This window comes from Pseudomonas triticifolii, assembly GCF_014358015.1.
GTDB lineage: Bacteria > Pseudomonadota > Gammaproteobacteria > Pseudomonadales > Pseudomonadaceae > Aquipseudomonas > Aquipseudomonas triticifolii.
This window is the reverse complement of record NZ_JACONV010000002.1, coordinates 129,666-147,874: the sequence shown is the minus strand read 5'-3', so window position 1 is coordinate 147,874 and position 18,209 is coordinate 129,666. Positions and strand designations below refer to the sequence as shown.

Genomic DNA, 18,209 nt, shown 5'->3' with positions numbered 1-18,209 from the left:
ATTCTAACAGCATGTAACGGCTCGCGTCACAGTCGAGTTTGCAATGTATATAGCAAATCCAGTGCCTGACGCGGGGTGAGGTCGTCGACCTTGACCTTCGACAGTTCCTCGAGGACCGGGTGAGGCAGACTGGCGAACAGATCGCTTTGCATGGGTGCCGCTGGCTTGCCCGGTTTGGTGCGAGGCTGCTCATGGGGCAGGCTAGTGGTCTCCAGGCGTTGTAAGTGCTCCTTGGCGCGCGTGATGACTTTGCCTGGAACCCCCGCCAACTGTGCGACTGCCAGACCGTAGCTCTGGCTGGCAGGCCCTGGAAGGACGCGGTGCAGGAACACGATTCGTTCGTTGTGTTCGGTGGCATTCAAATGCACGTTGCTGACCAGTGGCTCGCTTTCCGGCAGAACGGTCAACTCGAAGTAGTGCGTGGCGAACAAGGTGTAGGCCCGCAACTGGGCAAGGCATTCTGCCGCAGCCCAGGCCAGCGACAGACCGTCGAAGGTACTGGTGCCGCGACCCACTTCATCCATCAGGACCAGACTGCGGTCGGTCGCGTTATGCAGGATGTTGGCCGTCTCGCTCATTTCCACCATGAACGTCGAGCGCCCGCCTGCCAGGTCATCACTGGAACCGATCCGGGTGAATATCCGGTCAACCAGCGACAGTTCACACTGTGCGGCAGGCACGAAGCTGCCGATGTGAGCGAGCAGGACGATCAAGGCGGTCTGACGCATGTAGGTCGATTTACCGCCCATGTTCGGGCCGGTGATGACCAGCATGCGCGTGTTGTCATCCAGTGCCAGGTCGTTAGCCACGAACGGTGTCGACAGTACCTGTTCTACCACCGGGTGACGACCTTGCTCGATGCGCATGCAAGGCTCTGCCACAAAACGCGGGCAGTTGAGGTCCAGGTTGAGTGCGCGTTCGGCCAGGTTGCTCAATACGTCCAGTTCAGCCAAGGCCGCCGCAGTGTCCTGCAGTGGTGCAAGATGGCCGATCAGGTCCTCAAGTAACGCCTCGTAGAGCATCTTTTCCCGAGCCAGTGCACGGCTCTTGGCAGACAAGGCCTTGTCTTCGAATTCCTTGAGTTCCGGGGTGATGAAGCGTTCGGCACCCTTGAGCGTCTGACGGCGAATGTAGTCGGCCGGCGCCTGTTCAGCCTGCTTGCTCGGCAGTTCGATGAAATAACCGTGAACTCGGTTGTAGCCGACTTTCAGGTTGGCCAGGCCGGTTCGGGCCTTCTCGCGGGCCTCCAGATCAATCAGGAACTGGCCGGCGTTTTCGCTTAACGATTGCAGCTCGTCCAGTTCGGCATCGTAACCGGTCTTCAGAACGCCGCCGTCACGGATCACTGCAGGAGGGTTGTCGATGATCGCTCGTTGCAGCAGGTCGGCCAGTTCAGGATAGGTACTGGCAGTACGCGCCAGTTGTTGCAGATGGGGCGCTTCCAGCTCGCTCATCGCCAGTTGTAGTTCAGGAAGGGCGCTCAACGCATCGCGCAGGCGTGCAAGGTCGCGCGGACGTGCGTTACGCAGGCCGATCCGCGCGAGGATGCGCTCGATGTCGCCGATTTCTTTCAGTTGCGGTTGCAGGTTCTCGAAGCGATAGCGTTCCAGAAAGCAGGTGATTGAGGTTTGACGCGCCTGCAGAATGCTCAGGTCGCGCAACGGGCGGTTCAGCCAGCGTGTCAGCAGGCGCGTGCCCATTGCGGTCTGGCAGCGGTCCATCACCGATTGCAGGGTGTTATCGCGGCCGCCGGACAGGTTGGTGTCCAGCTCAAGGTTACGGCGACTGGCGCCGTCCAGGATCACGGTATCGTCCAGGCGCTCATGGCGCAGGCTACGCAAGTGCGGCAGGGCGGTGCGCTGGGTTTCCTTGGCGTAGCTGAGCAGGCAGCCTGCTGCGCCAATCGCCAGGGTGAGCATTTCGCAACCAAAGCCCTTCAGGTCTTGGGTCGCAAACTGCTGACACAGACTTTTATGCGCAGAGTCGCGCTCAAAATCCCAGGGTGCCCGACGACGTGAGCCGCGACGCTTTTCGGCCGGCAGGCCCTGAGGCCAGTCATCCGGAATCAACAGCTCAACCGGGTTGATGCGCTCAAGCTCGGCCAGCAGGTTTTCCCACCCTTTGATTTCCAGCACGCTGAAGTTGCCGCTGGTGATGTCCAGCACGGCCAGTCCGAACAGCCGTTCGTCCCCAAGCACTGCAGCGATCAGATTGTCACGACGCTCGTCGAGCAGTGCTTCATCGCTGATGGTGCCAGGCGTGATGATGCGCACGACCTGACGATCAACCGGCCCTTTGCTGGTGGCCGGATCGCCGATCTGCTCGCAGATCACCACCGACTCGCCCAGCTTGACCAGTTTGGCGAGATAGCCTTCGGCCGCATGGTAAGGAATGCCGCACATGGGGATGCTCTGGCCTGCCGACTGGCCACGCGCCGTGAGCGTAATATCCAGCAACTTGGCGGCCTTTTTGGCGTCTTCATAGAAGATTTCGTAAAAGTCGCCCATGCGATAGAACATCAACTGATCCAGATGCTGATTCTTCAGCTTCCAGTACTGCTGCATCATGGGGGTGTGTGCGGAGAGGTCGGAAATTGCTTTATTCATCAGTAAGTTAGGCAAGTTCTTGAGAAGTGTGGGGCAAACTTCGGGGTGCGACATGTAATCCCTCCGTGTACCGAGGGATGTCTGCCGAGTGTTTGCGATGGGCGCAAGGTTATCACGCACGTTGCGCAGGCGCAGTTCCGGTGTGAAGGATGCCTAATCGTGACCTCGGGTTTCCGAACGGCCATGAGCGCCCGATTGCTGTATAGACTTGCGGCACGGTCACCGGCTGTCGGTGTGCCGGATATGAAAAAGGACTTTTATATGGCGAACAAACGAGCAAGGGATTCTGTCACCGGGCGTTTCATTCCTCTGGACGAGGCGAAGCGCAGGCCGCGAGAAACCACCGTCGAAACAGTCAGGAAGCCGGTTGCAAAACACGGGTAGCCCGCTTGATCCGGCAAGCGGCTGCCGATGCAGTCGTTTGCATTAAAGCGTAGGCTTTTCATCCATCGTTGGGGTTTGACAGGAAAGTACCGTGGACGAAATAACCCGGCTTGCCACCTCGCTAGGCAAGCGTCTTCAGGCTGTTGATGCGCAGGTGACCACTGCCGAATCCTGTACGGGAGGCGGCATCGCTGAAGCCATTACGCGCATCGCTGGCAGTTCCAGCTGGTTCGAGGCCGGTTATGTGACGTATTCCAATACCCAGAAGACGCGTCAACTGGATGTGCCTGAGGCCTTGTTCGCCTCTGTCGGTGCGGTCAGCCAGGAGGTGGTCGAGGCCATGACCCGAGGCGCACAGCTCAAAAGCGGTGCCCGGTTTGGCGTAGCTGTCAGCGGCGTGGCAGGGCCGGGTGGCGGTTCCGTCGACAAGCCGGTAGGCACCGTGTGGGTATGCTGGGGCGACGGTGACGTCCTTGTGACCAGGCGCTACGGGTTCGATGGCGACCGTGAGCAAGTACGCCGACAAACGGTAAAGGCCGCTCTAGAGGGGCTCATCGCACTCGCTTCCGGAGAAATGCCAAAACAGGGGTAGGCGAGCGCCGATCCCTGTGGAATAATACTGTCTACTTATACAGGTATTGTGGCCATCAAGGCCCTAATTGAATTTGATTACGTGAGGACTTCAATGGACGACAACAAGAAGAAAGCCTTGGCTGCGGCCTTGGGTCAGATCGAGCGTCAATTCGGTAAAGGTGCCGTAATGCGCATGGGTGACCATGACCGCCAGGCGATTCCTTCCATTTCCACCGGTTCGCTTGGCCTGGATATCGCGCTCGGTATCGGCGGTTTGCCAAAAGGCCGGATCGTTGAAATCTACGGCCCGGAATCTTCCGGTAAAACCACGCTGACGCTGTCTGTCATCGCCCAGGCCCAGAAAATGGGCGCAACGTGCGCGTTCGTCGATGCCGAGCACGCACTGGACCCTGAATACGCGGGCAAGCTGGGCGTCAATGTCGACGACCTGCTGGTTTCGCAGCCGGACACAGGCGAGCAGGCACTGGAAATCACCGACATGCTGGTGCGTTCCAACGCCATCGATGTGATCGTGGTCGACTCCGTTGCTGCCTTGGTTCCGAAAGCGGAAATCGAAGGCGAGATGGGTGACATGCACGTAGGTCTGCAGGCTCGTCTGATGTCGCAGGCACTGCGCAAGATCACCGGTAACATCAAAAACGCCAACTGCCTGGTGATCTTCATCAACCAGATCCGCATGAAGATCGGTGTGATGTTCGGTAGCCCGGAAACCACCACCGGTGGTAACGCTCTTAAGTTCTACGCATCGGTACGTCTGGACATCCGTCGTACAGGTGCTGTGAAGGAAGGCGACGAAGTGGTCGGCAGCGAGACCCGCGTCAAGGTCGTGAAGAACAAGGTGGCTCCGCCATTCCGTCAGGCAGAGTTCCAGATCCTATACGGCAAGGGCATCTACCTGAATGGCGAAATTATCGATCTGGCCGTGCTTCACGGTTTTGTCGAGAAGTCCGGTGCCTGGTACAGCTATCAGGGCAGCAAGATCGGTCAGGGTAAAGCCAACTCGGCCAAGTTCCTGGCGGATAACCCGGAAATCGGTAACGCCCTTGAGAAGCAGATTCGCGACAAGCTGTTGAAGCCAGGCGTCGACACCAAGGCTGTCGGTTCCCGCGAGCCAGCAGTGGCTGATGACATGGCTGAAGCAGACGCCGATATCTGATACTCATGTCTGTCGTGCTTGATACACCCGTCGCCGTCAGGCGAACTGCAATGGACCTGCTCGCGCGACGCGAGCATGGTCGAGTCGAGCTGACGCGAAAATTGCGTCAGCGCGGCGCTTCTCCCGAGCATATCGAAGCCGAGCTTGATCGCCTGATCGAGGAAGGTCTGCTCTCTGAATCCCGTTATCTTGAAAGCTTTGTCTCTTACCGGTCTCGTTCCGGCTACGGGCCTGTGCGCATTCGTGAAGAACTCAGTCAACGGGGTTTGCAACGGTCTGATATCGAACAGGCGCTGAGAGAGTGTGGTGTGAATTGGCAAGAAAAGCTTCAGGAAACCTGGCAGCGAAAGTTTGCCGGAAGGATGCCTGCCGACGCGCGTGAGCGTGCTCAGCAGGGGCGTTTTCTGAGCTATCGAGGGTACCCGCTGGACATGATCGGCCGCCTGTTGAGCGGCCGTGGCGGGGATGATTGACGTCAGGCCTTCAACGGCTCGCGTTCGTGAGTCGGCTGTTTTTCACCTGATGGTTTTGACCAGTTTTCCGGCAAGTTGATGTAGTCCACCAGCTCCCGAAGACGGCCCTGATTGCGCCCGGTAAACGTAAACGCGAGCCGGGTCAGGTGGCTGAACTGGGCCTCGTCGTGTTCCTCGTCCTTATATTCATGCTGGTGAAAGTTTTCGCTCAAACACAGATCGCCAAACGCTTCTTGCAGGTGCTCGAGTGCTGGCTGGCTGAGGGCGTGGTGCATGCGGATCACGAACGTGTTCTTCAGCCAGCGGCTGGAGTGGAAGTTCGCGTAGAACCGGTTTATCTCTTCAACAGCCTCGTCAGCGCTGTACACCAAGTGCATCAGCTTCATGTCGGCCGGAAGGATGTAATGATTGTCCGCCAGCTGGTTCTTGATGAAATCCAGCGCACTTTGCCAGAAGCTGCCGCCGGGCGTATCCAGCAACACGATGGGCACCAGCGGACTTTTACCGGTTTGAACGAGGGTCAGTACTTCCAGTGCTTCATCCAGTGTGCCAAAGCCGCCTGGGCATAACACCAGTGCATCGGCTTCCTTGACGAAGAACAGCTTGCGCGTAAAGAAGAAGTGGAAGGGCAGCAGGTTTTCTGTCCCCTCCACTGTGGGATTGGCGTGTTGTTCAAAAGGCAGGGTGATATTGAAACCCAGGCTGTGATTCAGGCCTGCTCCTGCGTGAGCTGCTGCCATGATGCCGCCGCCTGCGCCGGTGATCACCATCATGTCGGAGTGCGCCAGCTTTGCGCCCAACTCCGTAGCCTGCGCATAGAGCGGATGTTCCATGGGCGTTCGGGCCGAGCCGAATACGGTGACCTTGCGTCGCCCCTTGAATCGCTCAAGTGCTCTGAAGGCACTGTCCAGTTCGCGAAGGGTTTGCAGTGTTATCTTGGCGTTCCAGCGGTTGCTGTCATCCTGAGCCATGCGCAGCACGGTCAGTATCATGTCTCGGTAAAGCGCCAGATTAGGGTTGTCTGGGGCAACCTGATGGATGTGTTCTTCAATCTTGCCGGTCAGGTCCAGGCCATTGCTTTGAAAGTGCTGCGACAGAAGATCGTTAGGTACATACGGCATTCAAGATTTCTCCTCCTGCAGAATCGTCGATCCGGTCGAAGTCGATTGGCGATAACACTCACCACGCCAACGTCTGACCGTAGAGATTCTGTCTGTTTCCTTGGGTCAAGAAACGATTGATGCACACGAACGTGTCACTCCTGGTGTTCATGTGCCTGAACTTTACAGGTTGGCTGTCAGACGTTTATAGCGCCAGCCTGCCTCTGCTGTCGAATCGATGATGTGCCGGTTATTTCGAAAAGACCACCGTTTCTCCGTTCGTCGTCAGAGGCGCGGCGTTAAAGGATGTCTCGAAACGAGCACAGAGTGCGCCTGATGGGCAGGCGCACGGGGGGACTTTCTTGATGCTTACTGCTTGGGTTTGACCGTGCAATCCGAGGCCTGGAAGGTCTGGGTAGCGACCGGGCGGTTGGTCTTGTACTCAGTGAACTGATACTTGAGCACGGCACCTTTGGTCATCAACTGGCGAAAGCCGTTGTTGTGGCACACGCTGTTGCCCAGCTGGTTGCGCATGGCATCTGGATTGGCGCGCATTTGCTGCGCCTGGCCTTCACGTACGCTCAAATGGTTGATCAGTTCCTTGCCGTTAACGGTGTAGCCCTGATCCAGAATGTCTTCGTTGATCGCACGAGGCGTACCGACGCTGCTTTCCTTCGCGACTTTTTCCAGCATCTTGCTGAGTTCAAACTCCTGCTTCGACGCCGCCTGGGCGCACAGAGGAGCAACGAGCAAAAGCGTAAGGGTAGGGGCGATGAGGCGCAGCATTAAACTCTCCTGATTAAGTAGCTGGCCGTTGGACCAGCGACTTCAAAGTGCGTTCCGGTAACCTGCCGACTGCGGGTTTCACTGGCGCAGCAGTATAAGACAGGAGTCTTCACGCAGCCTAGGGTTGTACGGCCGGCAGCTCTGATAAACTGCGCGCACTTTAATCCTGCCGAGTTCTCGTGGTGTCGATGCATTCCTTCTGTTGGCGCGTGCTGCAATGAGTCACGCTGTCTCCCGCCTGCGCGATGAGCGTCTGGCCCGTAGCACCAAGCCCTTTATTGCCCGAGGCTCGCGCGCGCCGCGATGCCCGGATTGCCGGGTGATCTTCAGCTATTGTCTATGTGCGTGGAGGCCCAGTGTGGCAGCCGATTCGGGCATGTGTCTGTTGATGTACGACACCGAGCCGTTGAAACCGACCAATACCGGCTGGCTGATCGCCGATGTGATCAAGGACACCCACGCGTTTGGCTGGTCGAGAATCGATGTGGACGAACAGTTGCTGGCGTTGCTGGACGATCCGCAGTGGCAACCGTACATCGTCTTCCCCGGCGAGTTCGTGGCCAAGGAGCGGGTAGTCACCCAGGTGGTCCGCGAAGACGGTAAGCGTCCTTTATTCATTTTGCTGGACGCCACCTGGACGGAAGCGCGCAAGATGTTTCGCAAGAGCCCTTATCTTGAGAAGTTTCCAGTCCTGAGCCTTGAGCCGGAGCAGATTTCCCGTTACCGGTTGCGCCGCTCCAGGCGCGATGATCACTTCTGCACGGCCGAGGTGGCCGCGCTGTGTCTTGAGCTGGCCGATGATAACAACGCCAGTGGTGTGCTGGATGCCTATCTGGATGTCTTCAGTGCGCACTACCTGGGTGCCAAGTACCAGCGGCCGATCGATCCGGATGACGTGGCGCACACGCATTTGAAACCTTTTCTGTAGCCACTCAAGCGTCTGTTGCGACACTTGTTGGCCGAATGCCATCTCGTTGTCATCTCCGGGGCGCTTGATGCTTGACCCACATGGTGTTGCTGGGCATGCTTGGCGCCGCTTGGACGCCGATTCACCAGGTTTGATGCTGCACCTGCCCGCTGGGGTATCGTGAATTGCCGGCATTTCCGGATGCCTTGCTGAGCGGCCTGCATGGCTGGCCCTCACTATAAAAACAGGATCAACACATGACCTACGACATCCTGATCGCCGACGATCATCCTCTGTTTCGCAGTGCGCTGCGTCAGGCGTTGAGCATCGGCCTGGGGCCTGACGCTCGGCTGGTCGAGGCCGACAGCATCGCGCAACTGGAGTCTTGTCTGGCACAAAAGGCTGATTGGGATCTGGTCCTGCTGGACCTGAACATGCCGGGCGCTTACGGCTTCTCCGGTCTGGTGCTGTTGCGCGGGCAGTATCCGCAGGTTCCGGTGGTGATGGTTTCAGCGCAGGAAGAGGCGTCCATCGTGGTTCGTTCCCGGGAATTCGGGGCCAGCGGCTTCATTCCCAAGTCCAGTTCGCTTGAGTCCATCCAGCATGCAGTACGCACTGTTCTGGAAGGCGATGTCTGGTGGCCGCCACAGGTCAACGAAACCATCAGCGTGTCAGCCGAGGCCAAGGCGGCAAGTGCAGGCCTTGCCAGCCTGACGCCACAGCAGTTCCGGGTATTGACCATGGTGTGTGAGGGTTTGCTGAACAAGCAGATCGCGTTTGAGCTCAGCGTTTCGGAAGCCACGATCAAGGCCCATGTGACGGCGATCTTTCGCAAGCTGGGCGTGCGTACCCGAACCCAGGCGGCGCTGCTACTGCAGCAACTCGAATCCATTTCAGCCAGCTAAATGCCAGTCAGATAAAATGTTCACGCTTTTTTGACCTGTGTTCCCTTAGCTTTCCTCATCCTCACTGTACAGCAGCCTCTCTATGTCGCCCTTCAAAGGCCAAACCGGTCTGAAACGAATCCTTAATGCCGCAGGTTATTCGCTGGATGGCCTGACGGCCGCCTTCAAGGGCGAAGCCGCTTTTCGCCAGTTGGTGCTGCTCAATGTGGTACTGATTCCTCTGTCGTTTTTCCTTAATGTCAGCAAAGGCGAGCATGCGCTGCTGGTAGCAGTGTGTCTGCTGGCATTGATCGTCGAGTTGCTTAACTCGGCCGTCGAAGCCGCCATCGACCGGATCTCCCTGGATCTGCATCCACTGTCCAAGAACGCCAAAGACATGGGCAGCGCGGCACAGTTTATCGCCCTGAGCATGATTGGCCTGGTGTGGGCCATCGTTCTGTTGGGCTGATGCCGATCAATACAGACTCGGCAGCACAATCTCGTCGCTGCGTTGCACACCGGCTGTGAATGCCCGGCAGAGATCCAGAAACTCGCGCATCGCGGACGTCTGGTATTTCTGTTTGTGCCAAATGAAGTAGAACTGCCGCGACAGGTCCAGATCCGGCGTCGTCAGTTCGACCAGGTTGCCGCGACGAAACGCATCTCGCAGCGCCAGCCTGGAGATGCAGCCAATCCCCAGCCCTGATTCAACTGCGCGTTTTATGGCTTCGGTGTGTTCCAGTTCCAGCTTGACGTTCAGGCCGTTGCGATGATGACGCATGGCCTGATCGAAGGTGAGTCGTGTGCCCGAACCCTGTTCACGCAGAATCCATGCTTCGCGCGTCAGTTCTTCAAGCGTGGCCTGGCCGCGCTTGGCCAGCGGATGTTGCGGCGCGCAGAACACCACCAGCTCGTCCTCGACCCACGATTGCACTTCGATGTCCGGATGGCTGCAGTCGCCCTCGATCAAGCCCAGGTCGATCTCGTAATGCGCGACTTGCTGCACGATATGCGCGGTGTTCTGAACGTGCAGCTTTACCTGGCTTTCCGGGTGGCGCTGCATGTAGCCGCCGATCAGCAGCGTGGCCAGATAATTGCCGATGGTCAGTGTCGCCCCGACCGCCAGTGAGCCGAAACCTGACTTGCCGTTGAGCAGGTCTTCGATTTCCTTGGCCTGATCGAGCAGGGCAACCGCCTGTGGCAACAGCTGGCGACCTGTGGCATTGAGGCTAAGCCGTTTGCCGGCGCGGTCGAACAACTGGCAACTGGATTGGCGTTCCAGTTCGGTGATCGAGGTGCTGGCCGCTGACTGGGAGAGCGAAAGCAACACAGCAGCGCGCGACACGCTTTCCTGCTGGGCGACGGCGACAAATACTTGAAGTTGACGAAGAGTGAATCGCATATCTATATAACCGATAACCCATATCTTGATAATTCATTTAACAGATATTGTGTCTGCCACTAGAATGTCGCGCAATAGCGCTGTGCCCCTGCGCGCACGAAATTTTCAGGAGTTCCCACGTACATGAGCAACATGAACCACGAGCGTGTCCTCAGCGTCCATCACTGGAACGACACCCTCTTCAGTTTCAAGTGCACCCGCGACCCTGGTCTGCGTTTCGAGAACGGTCAGTTCGTCATGATCGGTCTGCAGCAGCCAAACGGTCGCCCGCTCATGCGTGCGTATTCGATTGCCAGCCCTAACTGGGAAGAGCATCTGGAGTTCTTCAGCATCAAGGTGCCAGACGGCCCGCTGACCTCTCAACTGCAGCATTTGAAGGAAGGCGACGAGATCATCATCAGCAAGAAGCCTACGGGCACGCTGGTGCTGGACGACCTCAAGCCGGGCAAGCATCTTTACCTGCTCAGCACAGGCACAGGCCTGGCGCCGTTCATGAGCGTGATCCAGGACCCTGAAACCTACGAGCGCTTCGAGAAAGTCATCCTGTGCCACGGTGTGCGTTACGTGAACGAAGTTGCCTATCGCGAGTTCATCACCGAGCACCTGCCGCAGAATGAGTTTTTCGGTGAAGCGCTGCGCGACAAGCTGATCTACTACCCGACCGTGACCCGTGAGCCATTCGAGAACGAAGGTCGTCTGACCGACTTGATGCGCAGCGGCAAGCTGTTCACCGACATCGGTCTGCCTCCGATCAATCCTCAGGATGACCGCGCCATGCTGTGCGGCAGCCCGAGCATGCTCGATGAGACCAGCGAAGTGCTCAACAGCTTCGGCCTGACGGTTTCTCCGCGCATGCGCGAGCCTGGCGATTACCTGATCGAGCGTGCGTTCGTCGAGAAGTAAGCCGGATCGAAAAGCCCGTCTCTCCTGTGTACAGGGGAGGCGGGCTTTTTATTGTCCGGGATTTGTTGCCGGGACCACTTCCAGCACGCAGATGACGCCTGCCTGCGGGTAATGCCAGCGCACGTCCAGATCCCAGAACTGTGCGCCATAGCGCCGTTCTGGCGTAGGCACCTGATACGCCGGGCGCGGATCCTGAGCCAGGCACTGCTCGATCAACTCGATCAGCGGCTCGCCCAGCCTCAAAGCGTGTTCATGCGCCTGAGCCTGCGCGGCAGCCTGCCACTGCACAGGGATCAACGCAGGTGCTGCGTTGGCCATCAGGTTGGTCGCGCTGTCGATCATGTCGGCGTAGGGCACGTAGGGTTTGATGTCCAGCACCGGCGTGCCGTCCAGCAAGTCGATACCCGACAGCCATAGACGCCCGGCCTCAACCCTGTCCAGCTTGACCACCGACTGACCAATGCCGTTGGGACGATGCGTGGCGCGAGTCGCGAAGACGCCCATCGACTGATTGCCGCCCAGGCGAGGCGGACGGACCTTCAGGCGCGGTTTTTCTTCCAGCGCCAGGTGGAACATGAACAGCAGCCACACATGGCTGACCTGCTCAAGCCCCATCACCGCCTCGCCCTGATCGAACGGCGCGACCAGTTCCAGCACGCCGCGCGCTGCCGGGGCGAGGTGCGGCTGGCGTGGAATGGCGAACTTCTCCTTGAAGCAGGAGCGCACGTAGCCGACAGGTGAAACGGTATAGGTCATGCGTGCCGACTCAGCCGCGAACGCGAAGGGTCAGACCCTTGAGGAAGTTGCGCAGCAGTTGATCGCCGCACTCACGGTAGTTGGTGTGACCGACCTTGCGAAACAGGGCGCTCAGTTCAGGCTTGGAAACCGGGAAGTCGACAGACTTGAGGATCGCGTGCATGTCGTCTTCTTTCAGTTCGAAGGCCACTCGCAGCTTCTTCAGGACGATGTTGTTGGTGATCGGCAGGTCGATTGGCTGAGGCGGACGGCTTTCATCCTTGCCACGTCTGAAATAGACCAGGCCATCCAGAAAGTGCGCCATGACTTCGTCGCTGCAATCCAGATAGCCTTCATCTTCCTCTTTCTTCATGAACGCAATGACGTCGCTTTTGGAGACCTCAAAGCCCGTGAGTCCGGTGATCTCGACAATTTTGCTGTCGCTGATATCGAGCATGTAGCGCACGCTGCGCAATACGTCGTTGTTCATCATGAGGCGTGAGTCCTGTAAGTCTTCTGACGGCGCACGAACAAGCCCGTGCGCTCTGTAATGGGGGGGTTAGAACTTTTCTTTGGTCGTCATGTAGCGCCATTGCCCTTCAGGCAACTTGCCCATGGACACGCCGCCGATGCGGATGCGGCGAATGGAAACGATCTTCAGGCCAACGGCCTCGCAGAGCTGGGCGATGACGCCGGGCTGCGGATTTTTCATGGCGAAACGCAGGCGGTTTTCGTTCTGCCAGCTGGCTTTCACCTTCGGGAGTTCCTTGCCTTTGTACGTCATGCCATGGTTCAAGCGGTTCAGGCCGTGGGCAACCATCTCGCCAGAGATTTCCACCACGTATTCCTGTTCGATCTTGCTGCGGTCGTCGGTGAGTTTACGCAGGATTTTCCAGTCCTGGCTGAACACCATCAAGCCGCTGGCGTTGGCCTGCAGGCTGGAAGTCGTTTCCAGGCGCAGAAAGTGGCCTTTGAGCGGGCGCTTGCCGTAGCTGTGTTCCTCTGAAAGTGTGCCCGGCGTGATCATCTGTAGAGCGCTTTCAGCGGTGGCTGAGGCGGGCTTGTGCAGGATGATCGTGATCGGCTCCGGCGAGTCGGCCTTGGCGTCGGGGCTCAGTTCGACCTTCTGGGTATCCACCTTGAATTGTGGCTCATCGACCACCACGCCATCCACGGTGACCCAGCCGCCTTCAATAAACAGTTCGGCCTCCCGGCGGGAGCAGCCGACCAGATCAATGAGGCGTTTGGAGAGGCGAATGGGGTCTGTCATGAAAGAAGCCGTTTACTGATGAGAAAGGCGCCATTGTAACCGCCTGCGCCCGGTTAATCGCGGCAACATTGCAATTGGTGTTGCGACGATATCAGGCGCGGCGGTTCAGGTGCATTCTGAGCATCGGGTACGGGTTCCCCAGGCCATCGACCTCAGAGCGGCTGAACACTGTAAAACCGTGCTTGAGGTAAAAGCCCAATGCTTGTGGATTTTGTTCGTTCACATCCAGTTCACGGATATGAAAATGCGCGATGGCGTGGGCCAGCAGCTGTTTGCCGAGCCCTTGGTCCCGGTGCTCAGGGTCGATGAACAGCATGTCCAGCTTGCTTCGGTTAACGCCCGCGAAACCGGTGATCTTCAGTTGCACGTCGCGGGTGCAGAACAGCGTCACGCCGTCCAGATACTGCCGCAGCAGCAGGTCCTTCAACTGGGTGATGTAGGCATCCGGCAGAAAGTCGTGGGTCGCACGCACCGAGCGTTCCCACACGTCCACCAAAGCCGGGTAGTCGTTCTTGTCTGGAAAGTAGAGCTCCATCGCGCCATTGCTCCCATTGGTCTGTCTGTGAATAGACCACGAAATCAAACGAAAAAGCCCTGCCGTTTCGACGGGCAGGGCTTTTTCATGGAGCGGGAGCGACGATCAGATGACTTCGGCCCACAGATCGTATTCGTCCGCGTCTGTCACGCGGCACATGATCTTGTCGCCTGGCTTGACGGTGCTGTCGTCTTCCAGACCGATGAACACGTTACCGTCGATTTCAGGGGCATCGAAGAAGCAGCGGCCGACTGCGCCGCGCTCATCGACTTCGTCGATCAGCACTTCGATTTCCCGGCCGATTTTCATCTGCAGACGAGCGGCGCTGATGGCCTGTTGGTGGGCCATGAAGCGATCCCAACGGTCCTGTTTCACATCGTCCGGTACAACGGCGGCGTCCAGCAGATTGGCGGGCGCACCTTCTACCGGCGAGTACTGGAAGCAGCCGACGCGGTCCAGTTGGGCTTCGGTCAGCCAGTCCAGCAGGTACTGGAAGTCTTCTTCGGTTTCGCCGGGGAAGCCGACGATGAAGGTGGAGCGGATGATCAGGTCCGGGCACTGCTCGCGCCAGTTTTTGATGCGGGCCAGGGTCTTGTCTTCGAACGCAGGGCGCTTCATCAACTTGAGGATCTTGGGGCTGGCGTGCTGGAACGGAATGTCCAGGTACGGCAGGATCTTGCCGGCAGCCATCAGCGGGATCAGCTCGTCGACGTGCGGGTACGGGTACACATAGTGCAGGCGAACCCAGACGCCCATGGAACCCAGCGCCTGACACAGCTCGGTCATGCGGGTCTTGACCGGCTGGCCATCCCAGAAACCGGTGCGGTACTTGACGTCCACGCCATAGGCGCTGGTGTCCTGAGAAATGACCAGCAGCTCTTTCACCCCGGATTTGACCAGACGCTTGGCTTCATCCAGCACGTCGCCCACCGGACGGCTGACCAGCTTGCCGCGCATCGACGGGATGATGCAGAAGCTGCAGCTATGGTTGCAGCCTTCGGAGATCTTCAGGTAAGCGTAATGACGCGGGGTCAGCTTGATGCCTTGTGGCGGCACCAGATCGATCAGCGGGTTGTGGTCGTGGCGCGGCGGGACGACTTCGTGCACGGCATTGACGACCTGCTCGTACTGCTGAGGACCGGTGACCGACAACACGCTCGGGTGCACTTTGCGGATCACGCTTTCATCAACGCCCATGCAACCGGTCACGATCACCTTGCCGTTTTCCGCCAGCGCCTCACCGATCACTTCCAGCGACTCAGCCTTGGCCGTATCGATGAAACCGCAGGTGTTGACGACAACCACGTCGGCATCTTCATAAGTCGGAACGACTTCGTAACCTTCCATGCGCAACTGAGTCAGGATGCGTTCTGAATCGACGAGCGCTTTCGGACAACCCAGTGAGACAAATCCAACCTTTGGGGCGGATGGCGTGGTGACGGTGGACATGGCGAACCTCGGCGTTAAGGGGCCTGGACACTGCGTGCAGGCACCGATTGGGCGCTTGGTTGCGCCTCTGATCAAAAAGTGCGCAATTCTAGCGATGAGTGGGCGCGATGACCAGCGTTAGGACGAGAATTACGACGAGTGCGGAACGTCTTGCGCGTCAGCAGCAGGATCGTTGATTGTTTCTATACCTAAACGGGTATATTTTATCTGTGTTGGATAGGACGGGCGGTCTGGTAGTGAAGCCACTGTATTGGTTGTTTGGCAGTAAAAAAGATCTCTTGGCAATGCCCGAGGATGTACAGGATGTATTTGGTTATGCGCTCCATCAGGCTCAGCAGGGAAACAAGCATGTTCAAGCCGTGCCCTTGAAAGGGTTTTCTGGAGCCGGGGTGCTTGAGGTTGTTGAGGACTATGATGGGGACACTTATCGAGCCGTGTATACCGTAAAGTTTGGAAGCGCGGTCTATGCCTTGCATTGCTTTCAGAAAAAGTCGACTTCGGGCATCAAGACAGCGCAGCACGACATTGATCTGATCAAATCTCGACTCAGAGCTGCAGAAAAGCATGCCAAGGAGGTCAAAAATGACTGATATCGAAGATAGTAGTGGCAACGTTTACGCCGACCTCGGTCGAGACGACGCTAAGGAGATGCTGATCAAGGCCCAGTTGGCGACCAAGATCGGAGCCATTATCAAGGCTCGACATCTTACCCAAGTCGAAGCGGCCCGGCTCTTGGCCATGCCTCAGCCCAAAGTATCAGAGATGCTAAGAGGTAAATTCAGAGGCATCAGCGAGTCGAAGATGATCGATTGCCTCTCTCGCCTTGGACGCGATGTGCAAATTGTCGTGAAGACAGCTCCGCGCTCTCGTGGTGGTGAAGGACGAGTTGAGGTCGTCTTTGCGTAAAAACTGGATGAATCTGAAGCCCACCTATTTTGGTGGGCTTTTTGTTGGGCATTGTCATTCCTTAGCCGTCTTGGAAGAGAATTACACCCACCGCTGCGTTATGCTTCGCGCCATCGCGTCAAGGCGTGTCAATGTCTGGGCGGATCTGAATTGTTACGCGTTGTGAAGTTCACAGTGGATTGAACCTCATGTCTGGTTTCCGGGAGTAGTGGATGAGTCAAACAAACAGTCATGAAGGTTCTGGAAAGGCGGCCAGGCCCGTAGGGCTGCTGATCGCTGCGGTGGGTGTGGTGTATGGCGATATCGGCACCAGCCCTCTGTATACGCTTAAAGAAGTGTTTCAGGGCGGGTATGGGGTCGAAGTCTCGCATGACGCGATTCTGGGGGTGCTGTCGCTGATTTTCTGGTCGCTGATTTGGGTCGTGTCCTTCAAGTACATGGTCTTTATCCTGCGCGCCGACAATCAGGGTGAAGGCGGCATCATGGCGCTGACGGCGCTGGCACGCAGGGCTACGGCCAAATACCCCAAGCTGCAAATGCTCATGGTGGTGTTCGGCCTGTTCGGTGCGGCGCTGTTCTATGGCGACAGCATGATCACGCCGGCCGTTTCGGTGCTGTCGGCGATGGAAGGGCTCGAGCTGGCATTCGATGGGCTGGAGCGCTGGATCGTGCCTATGGCGCTGGTGGTGCTGATCGGGTTGTTCCTGATTCAGCGCCACGGCACGGCGCGCATCGGCGTGCTGTTTGGTCCGGTCATGGTGACGTGGTTCGTGGTGCTGGGCGCGCTCGGTGTCTACGGCATCATGCAGTCGCCGGAAGTGCTCAAGGCGGTGAATCCTGCCTGGGGTGTTCACTTCTTTATTATCCATCCAGGTATCGGCGTCGCGATTCTCGGTGCCGTGGTGCTGGCGCTGACCGGCGCGGAAGCTCTCTACGCAGACATGGGGCACTTCGGCCGCAAGCCGATTTCGCGGGCCTGGTTCATCCTCGTCCTGCCTGCTTTGTTGCTCAACTACTTCGGCCAGGGTGCGCTGGTGCTGGGCAACCCCGAGACCGTTCGCAATCCGTTCTATCTGCTGGCGCCGGGTTGGGCGCTGCTGCCGCTGATCGGCTTGTCGACCATGGCGACGATCATTGCCTCGCAGGCGGTGATTTCCGGTGCGTTCTCCATGACGCTGCAGGCTATTCAGCTCGGTTACATTCCGCGCATGTATATCCAGCACACGTCGAGCGACGCACAGGGCCAGATCTACATCGGCGCGGTGAACTGGGCGCTGATGGCAGGCGTCATCCTGCTGGTGATCGGTTTCGAATCGTCTGGTGCATTGGCCTCTGCCTATGGCGTGGCGGTCACCGGAACCATGCTCTGCACCACGATTCTGGTGTCTTCGGTCATGCTGCTGCTGTGGAAATGGCCGCCGTTGCTGGCCGTTCCGTTGTTGATTGGTCTGTTGCTGGTCGATGGTCTGTTCTTCGCTGCCAACGTACCGAAGATCTTCCAGGGCGGTGCCTTTCCGGTATTGGCCGGCGCTGTGCTGTTCATCCTCATGACCACCTGGAAGCGCGGCAAACAGTTGCTCGCAGAGCGTATCGACGAAGGCGGTCTGCCGCTGCCGATCTTCATTGGCAGCATTCGGGTGCAGCCGCCGCATCGCGTGCAAGGCACGGCGGTCTTTCTGACCGCGCGTTCGGACGCCGTGCCGCACGCACTGTTGCACAACATGCTGCACAACCAGGTGTTGCACGAGCAGGTCGTGCTGCTGACGGTGGTCTACGAAGATTCGCCGAGGGTTGCGACCCAGCAGCGCTTCGAAGTGGAGTCCTATGGCGAGGGTTTTTATCGCGTCATCCTGCACTTCGGTTTCATCGATGAGCCGGACGTGCCTGCTGCGCTTGCCTTGTGTCATCTGGCCGAGCTGGACTTCAGTCCGATGCGTACGACCTACTTCCTGAGCCGCGAGACCGTCATTCCGTCCAAGATGGTAGGCATGGCCCGCTGGCGAGAAGCGCTGTTCGCGTTCATGCTCAAGAACGCCAACGGCAACCTGCGCTTCTTCAAGCTGCCGTTCAATCGCGTGATCGAGCTGGGTACACAAGTCGAGATGTAACCTGTCAGAGG

The 18,209-nt window shown here is 58.1% G+C and carries 19 protein-coding genes; 10 read left to right on the top strand and 9 right to left on the bottom strand.

Going from position 1 to position 18,209, the window contains the following annotated elements; all coding sequences use genetic code 11:
• Nucleotides 1-26: 26 nt before the first annotated feature.
• Nucleotides 27-2,594, bottom strand: coding sequence for a DNA mismatch repair protein MutS (gene mutS, locus H8S56_RS05375; RefSeq protein ID WP_187518257.1), 2,568 nt, complete (start codon nucleotides 2,592-2,594; stop codon nucleotides 27-29).
• A 487-nt stretch (nucleotides 2,595-3,081) separates the two neighbouring features.
• On the opposite strand from mutS, the gene H8S56_RS05370 reads away from it, so the two are divergent.
• The 3 genes from H8S56_RS05370 (at nucleotide 3,082) to recX (ending at nucleotide 5,213) form a co-directional block, all read left to right on the top strand.
• The gene (locus H8S56_RS05370) at nucleotides 3,082-3,582 is read left to right on the top strand and encodes a CinA family protein (RefSeq protein ID WP_187518074.1); all 501 of its coding nucleotides are present in this window, start codon (nucleotides 3,082-3,084) and stop codon (nucleotides 3,580-3,582) included.
• Nucleotides 3,583-3,675: 93 nt separating this feature from the next.
• Nucleotides 3,676-4,740: a recombinase RecA gene (recA, locus tag H8S56_RS05365; RefSeq protein ID WP_024686203.1), complete on the top strand. Its 1,065-nt coding sequence runs from the start codon at nucleotides 3,676-3,678 to the stop codon at nucleotides 4,738-4,740.
• Between the two features lie 5 nt (nucleotides 4,741-4,745).
• Nucleotides 4,746-5,213, top strand: a complete 468-nt coding sequence (gene recX / locus H8S56_RS05360; protein WP_024686204.1) for a recombination regulator RecX — start codon at nucleotides 4,746-4,748, stop codon at nucleotides 5,211-5,213.
• Between the two features lie 2 nt (nucleotides 5,214-5,215).
• Here recX and H8S56_RS05355 read toward each other — a convergent pair whose 3' ends face one another.
• Together H8S56_RS05355 and H8S56_RS05350 are read right to left on the bottom strand one after the other, a co-directional pair.
• Nucleotides 5,216-6,334 (bottom strand): LOG family protein, encoded by a 1,119-nt coding sequence (locus tag H8S56_RS05355; protein WP_187518073.1) that lies wholly within the window; start codon nucleotides 6,332-6,334, stop codon nucleotides 5,216-5,218.
• Between the two features lie 348 nt (nucleotides 6,335-6,682).
• Nucleotides 6,683-7,099 (bottom strand): quorum-sensing-regulated virulence factor family protein, encoded by a 417-nt coding sequence (locus tag H8S56_RS05350; RefSeq protein WP_024686206.1) that lies wholly within the window; start codon nucleotides 7,097-7,099, stop codon nucleotides 6,683-6,685.
• A gap of 217 nt (nucleotides 7,100-7,316) precedes the next feature.
• Between H8S56_RS05350 and H8S56_RS05345 the strand changes: the two genes are divergently transcribed.
• From H8S56_RS05345 to H8S56_RS05335, 3 genes are all read left to right on the top strand, one after another.
• A complete protein-coding gene (locus tag H8S56_RS05345) occupies nucleotides 7,317-8,027 on the top strand; it encodes a tRNA-uridine aminocarboxypropyltransferase (RefSeq protein WP_024686207.1) in 711 nt (236 codons plus the stop codon).
• Between the two features lie 236 nt (nucleotides 8,028-8,263).
• The gene (gene erdR / locus H8S56_RS05340; RefSeq protein ID WP_024686208.1) at nucleotides 8,264-8,911 is read left to right on the top strand and encodes a response regulator transcription factor ErdR; all 648 of its coding nucleotides are present in this window, start codon (nucleotides 8,264-8,266) and stop codon (nucleotides 8,909-8,911) included.
• Nucleotides 8,912-8,993: 82 nt separating this feature from the next.
• On the top strand, nucleotides 8,994-9,359 hold the full coding sequence (locus H8S56_RS05335; protein ID WP_187518072.1) for a diacylglycerol kinase: 366 nt from the start codon (nucleotides 8,994-8,996) through the stop codon (nucleotides 9,357-9,359).
• 6 nt (nucleotides 9,360-9,365) lie between these two features.
• On the opposite strand, the gene H8S56_RS05330 is transcribed toward H8S56_RS05335, so the two are convergent.
• Nucleotides 9,366-10,292, bottom strand: a complete 927-nt coding sequence (locus H8S56_RS05330; RefSeq protein ID WP_004879099.1) for a LysR family transcriptional regulator — start codon at nucleotides 10,290-10,292, stop codon at nucleotides 9,366-9,368.
• Between the two features lie 123 nt (nucleotides 10,293-10,415).
• Here H8S56_RS05330 and fpr point away from each other — a divergent pair, with 123 nt between their 5' ends.
• Nucleotides 10,416-11,195 carry a ferredoxin-NADP reductase gene (gene fpr / locus H8S56_RS05325; protein WP_024686210.1) on the top strand — a complete coding sequence of 260 codons (780 nt, stop codon included), beginning with the start codon at nucleotides 10,416-10,418 and terminating at the stop codon, nucleotides 11,193-11,195.
• 48 nt (nucleotides 11,196-11,243) lie between these two features.
• On the opposite strand, the gene tsaA is transcribed toward fpr, so the two are convergent.
• The 5 genes from tsaA to rimO form a co-directional block, all read right to left on the bottom strand.
• Entirely contained in the window at nucleotides 11,244-11,951 is a 708-nt protein-coding gene (gene tsaA, locus H8S56_RS05320) for a tRNA (N6-threonylcarbamoyladenosine(37)-N6)-methyltransferase TrmO (RefSeq protein WP_024686211.1), read from the bottom strand.
• Nucleotides 11,952-11,961: 10 nt separating this feature from the next.
• On the bottom strand, nucleotides 11,962-12,423 hold the full coding sequence (locus H8S56_RS05315; protein WP_024686212.1) for a YehS family protein: 462 nt from the start codon (nucleotides 12,421-12,423) through the stop codon (nucleotides 11,962-11,964).
• Nucleotides 12,424-12,489: 66 nt separating this feature from the next.
• Nucleotides 12,490-13,200, bottom strand: coding sequence for an rRNA pseudouridine synthase (locus H8S56_RS05310; protein WP_073164112.1), 711 nt, complete (start codon nucleotides 13,198-13,200; stop codon nucleotides 12,490-12,492).
• Nucleotides 13,201-13,291: 91 nt separating this feature from the next.
• Nucleotides 13,292-13,735 (bottom strand): GNAT family N-acetyltransferase, encoded by a 444-nt coding sequence (locus H8S56_RS05305; RefSeq protein ID WP_187518071.1) that lies wholly within the window; start codon nucleotides 13,733-13,735, stop codon nucleotides 13,292-13,294.
• 105 nt (nucleotides 13,736-13,840) lie between these two features.
• Nucleotides 13,841-15,184, bottom strand: a complete 1,344-nt coding sequence (rimO, locus tag H8S56_RS05300) for a 30S ribosomal protein S12 methylthiotransferase RimO (protein ID WP_024686215.1) — start codon at nucleotides 15,182-15,184, stop codon at nucleotides 13,841-13,843.
• Nucleotides 15,185-15,462: 278 nt separating this feature from the next.
• Between rimO and H8S56_RS05295 the strand changes: the two genes are divergently transcribed.
• From H8S56_RS05295 to H8S56_RS05285, 3 genes are all read left to right on the top strand, one after another.
• Complete coding sequence (locus H8S56_RS05295) at nucleotides 15,463-15,774, top strand: type II toxin-antitoxin system RelE/ParE family toxin (protein ID WP_328803363.1); 312 nt, start codon at nucleotides 15,463-15,465, stop codon at nucleotides 15,772-15,774.
• A complete protein-coding gene (locus H8S56_RS05290; RefSeq protein ID WP_187518070.1) occupies nucleotides 15,767-16,090 on the top strand; it encodes a helix-turn-helix domain-containing protein in 324 nt (107 codons plus the stop codon). Before H8S56_RS05295 ends, H8S56_RS05290 begins: the two co-directional genes overlap by 8 nt.
• A gap of 212 nt (nucleotides 16,091-16,302) precedes the next feature.
• The gene (locus tag H8S56_RS05285; protein ID WP_187518069.1) at nucleotides 16,303-18,198 is read left to right on the top strand and encodes a potassium transporter Kup; all 1,896 of its coding nucleotides are present in this window, start codon (nucleotides 16,303-16,305) and stop codon (nucleotides 18,196-18,198) included.
• Nucleotides 18,199-18,209 lie beyond the last annotated feature (11 nt).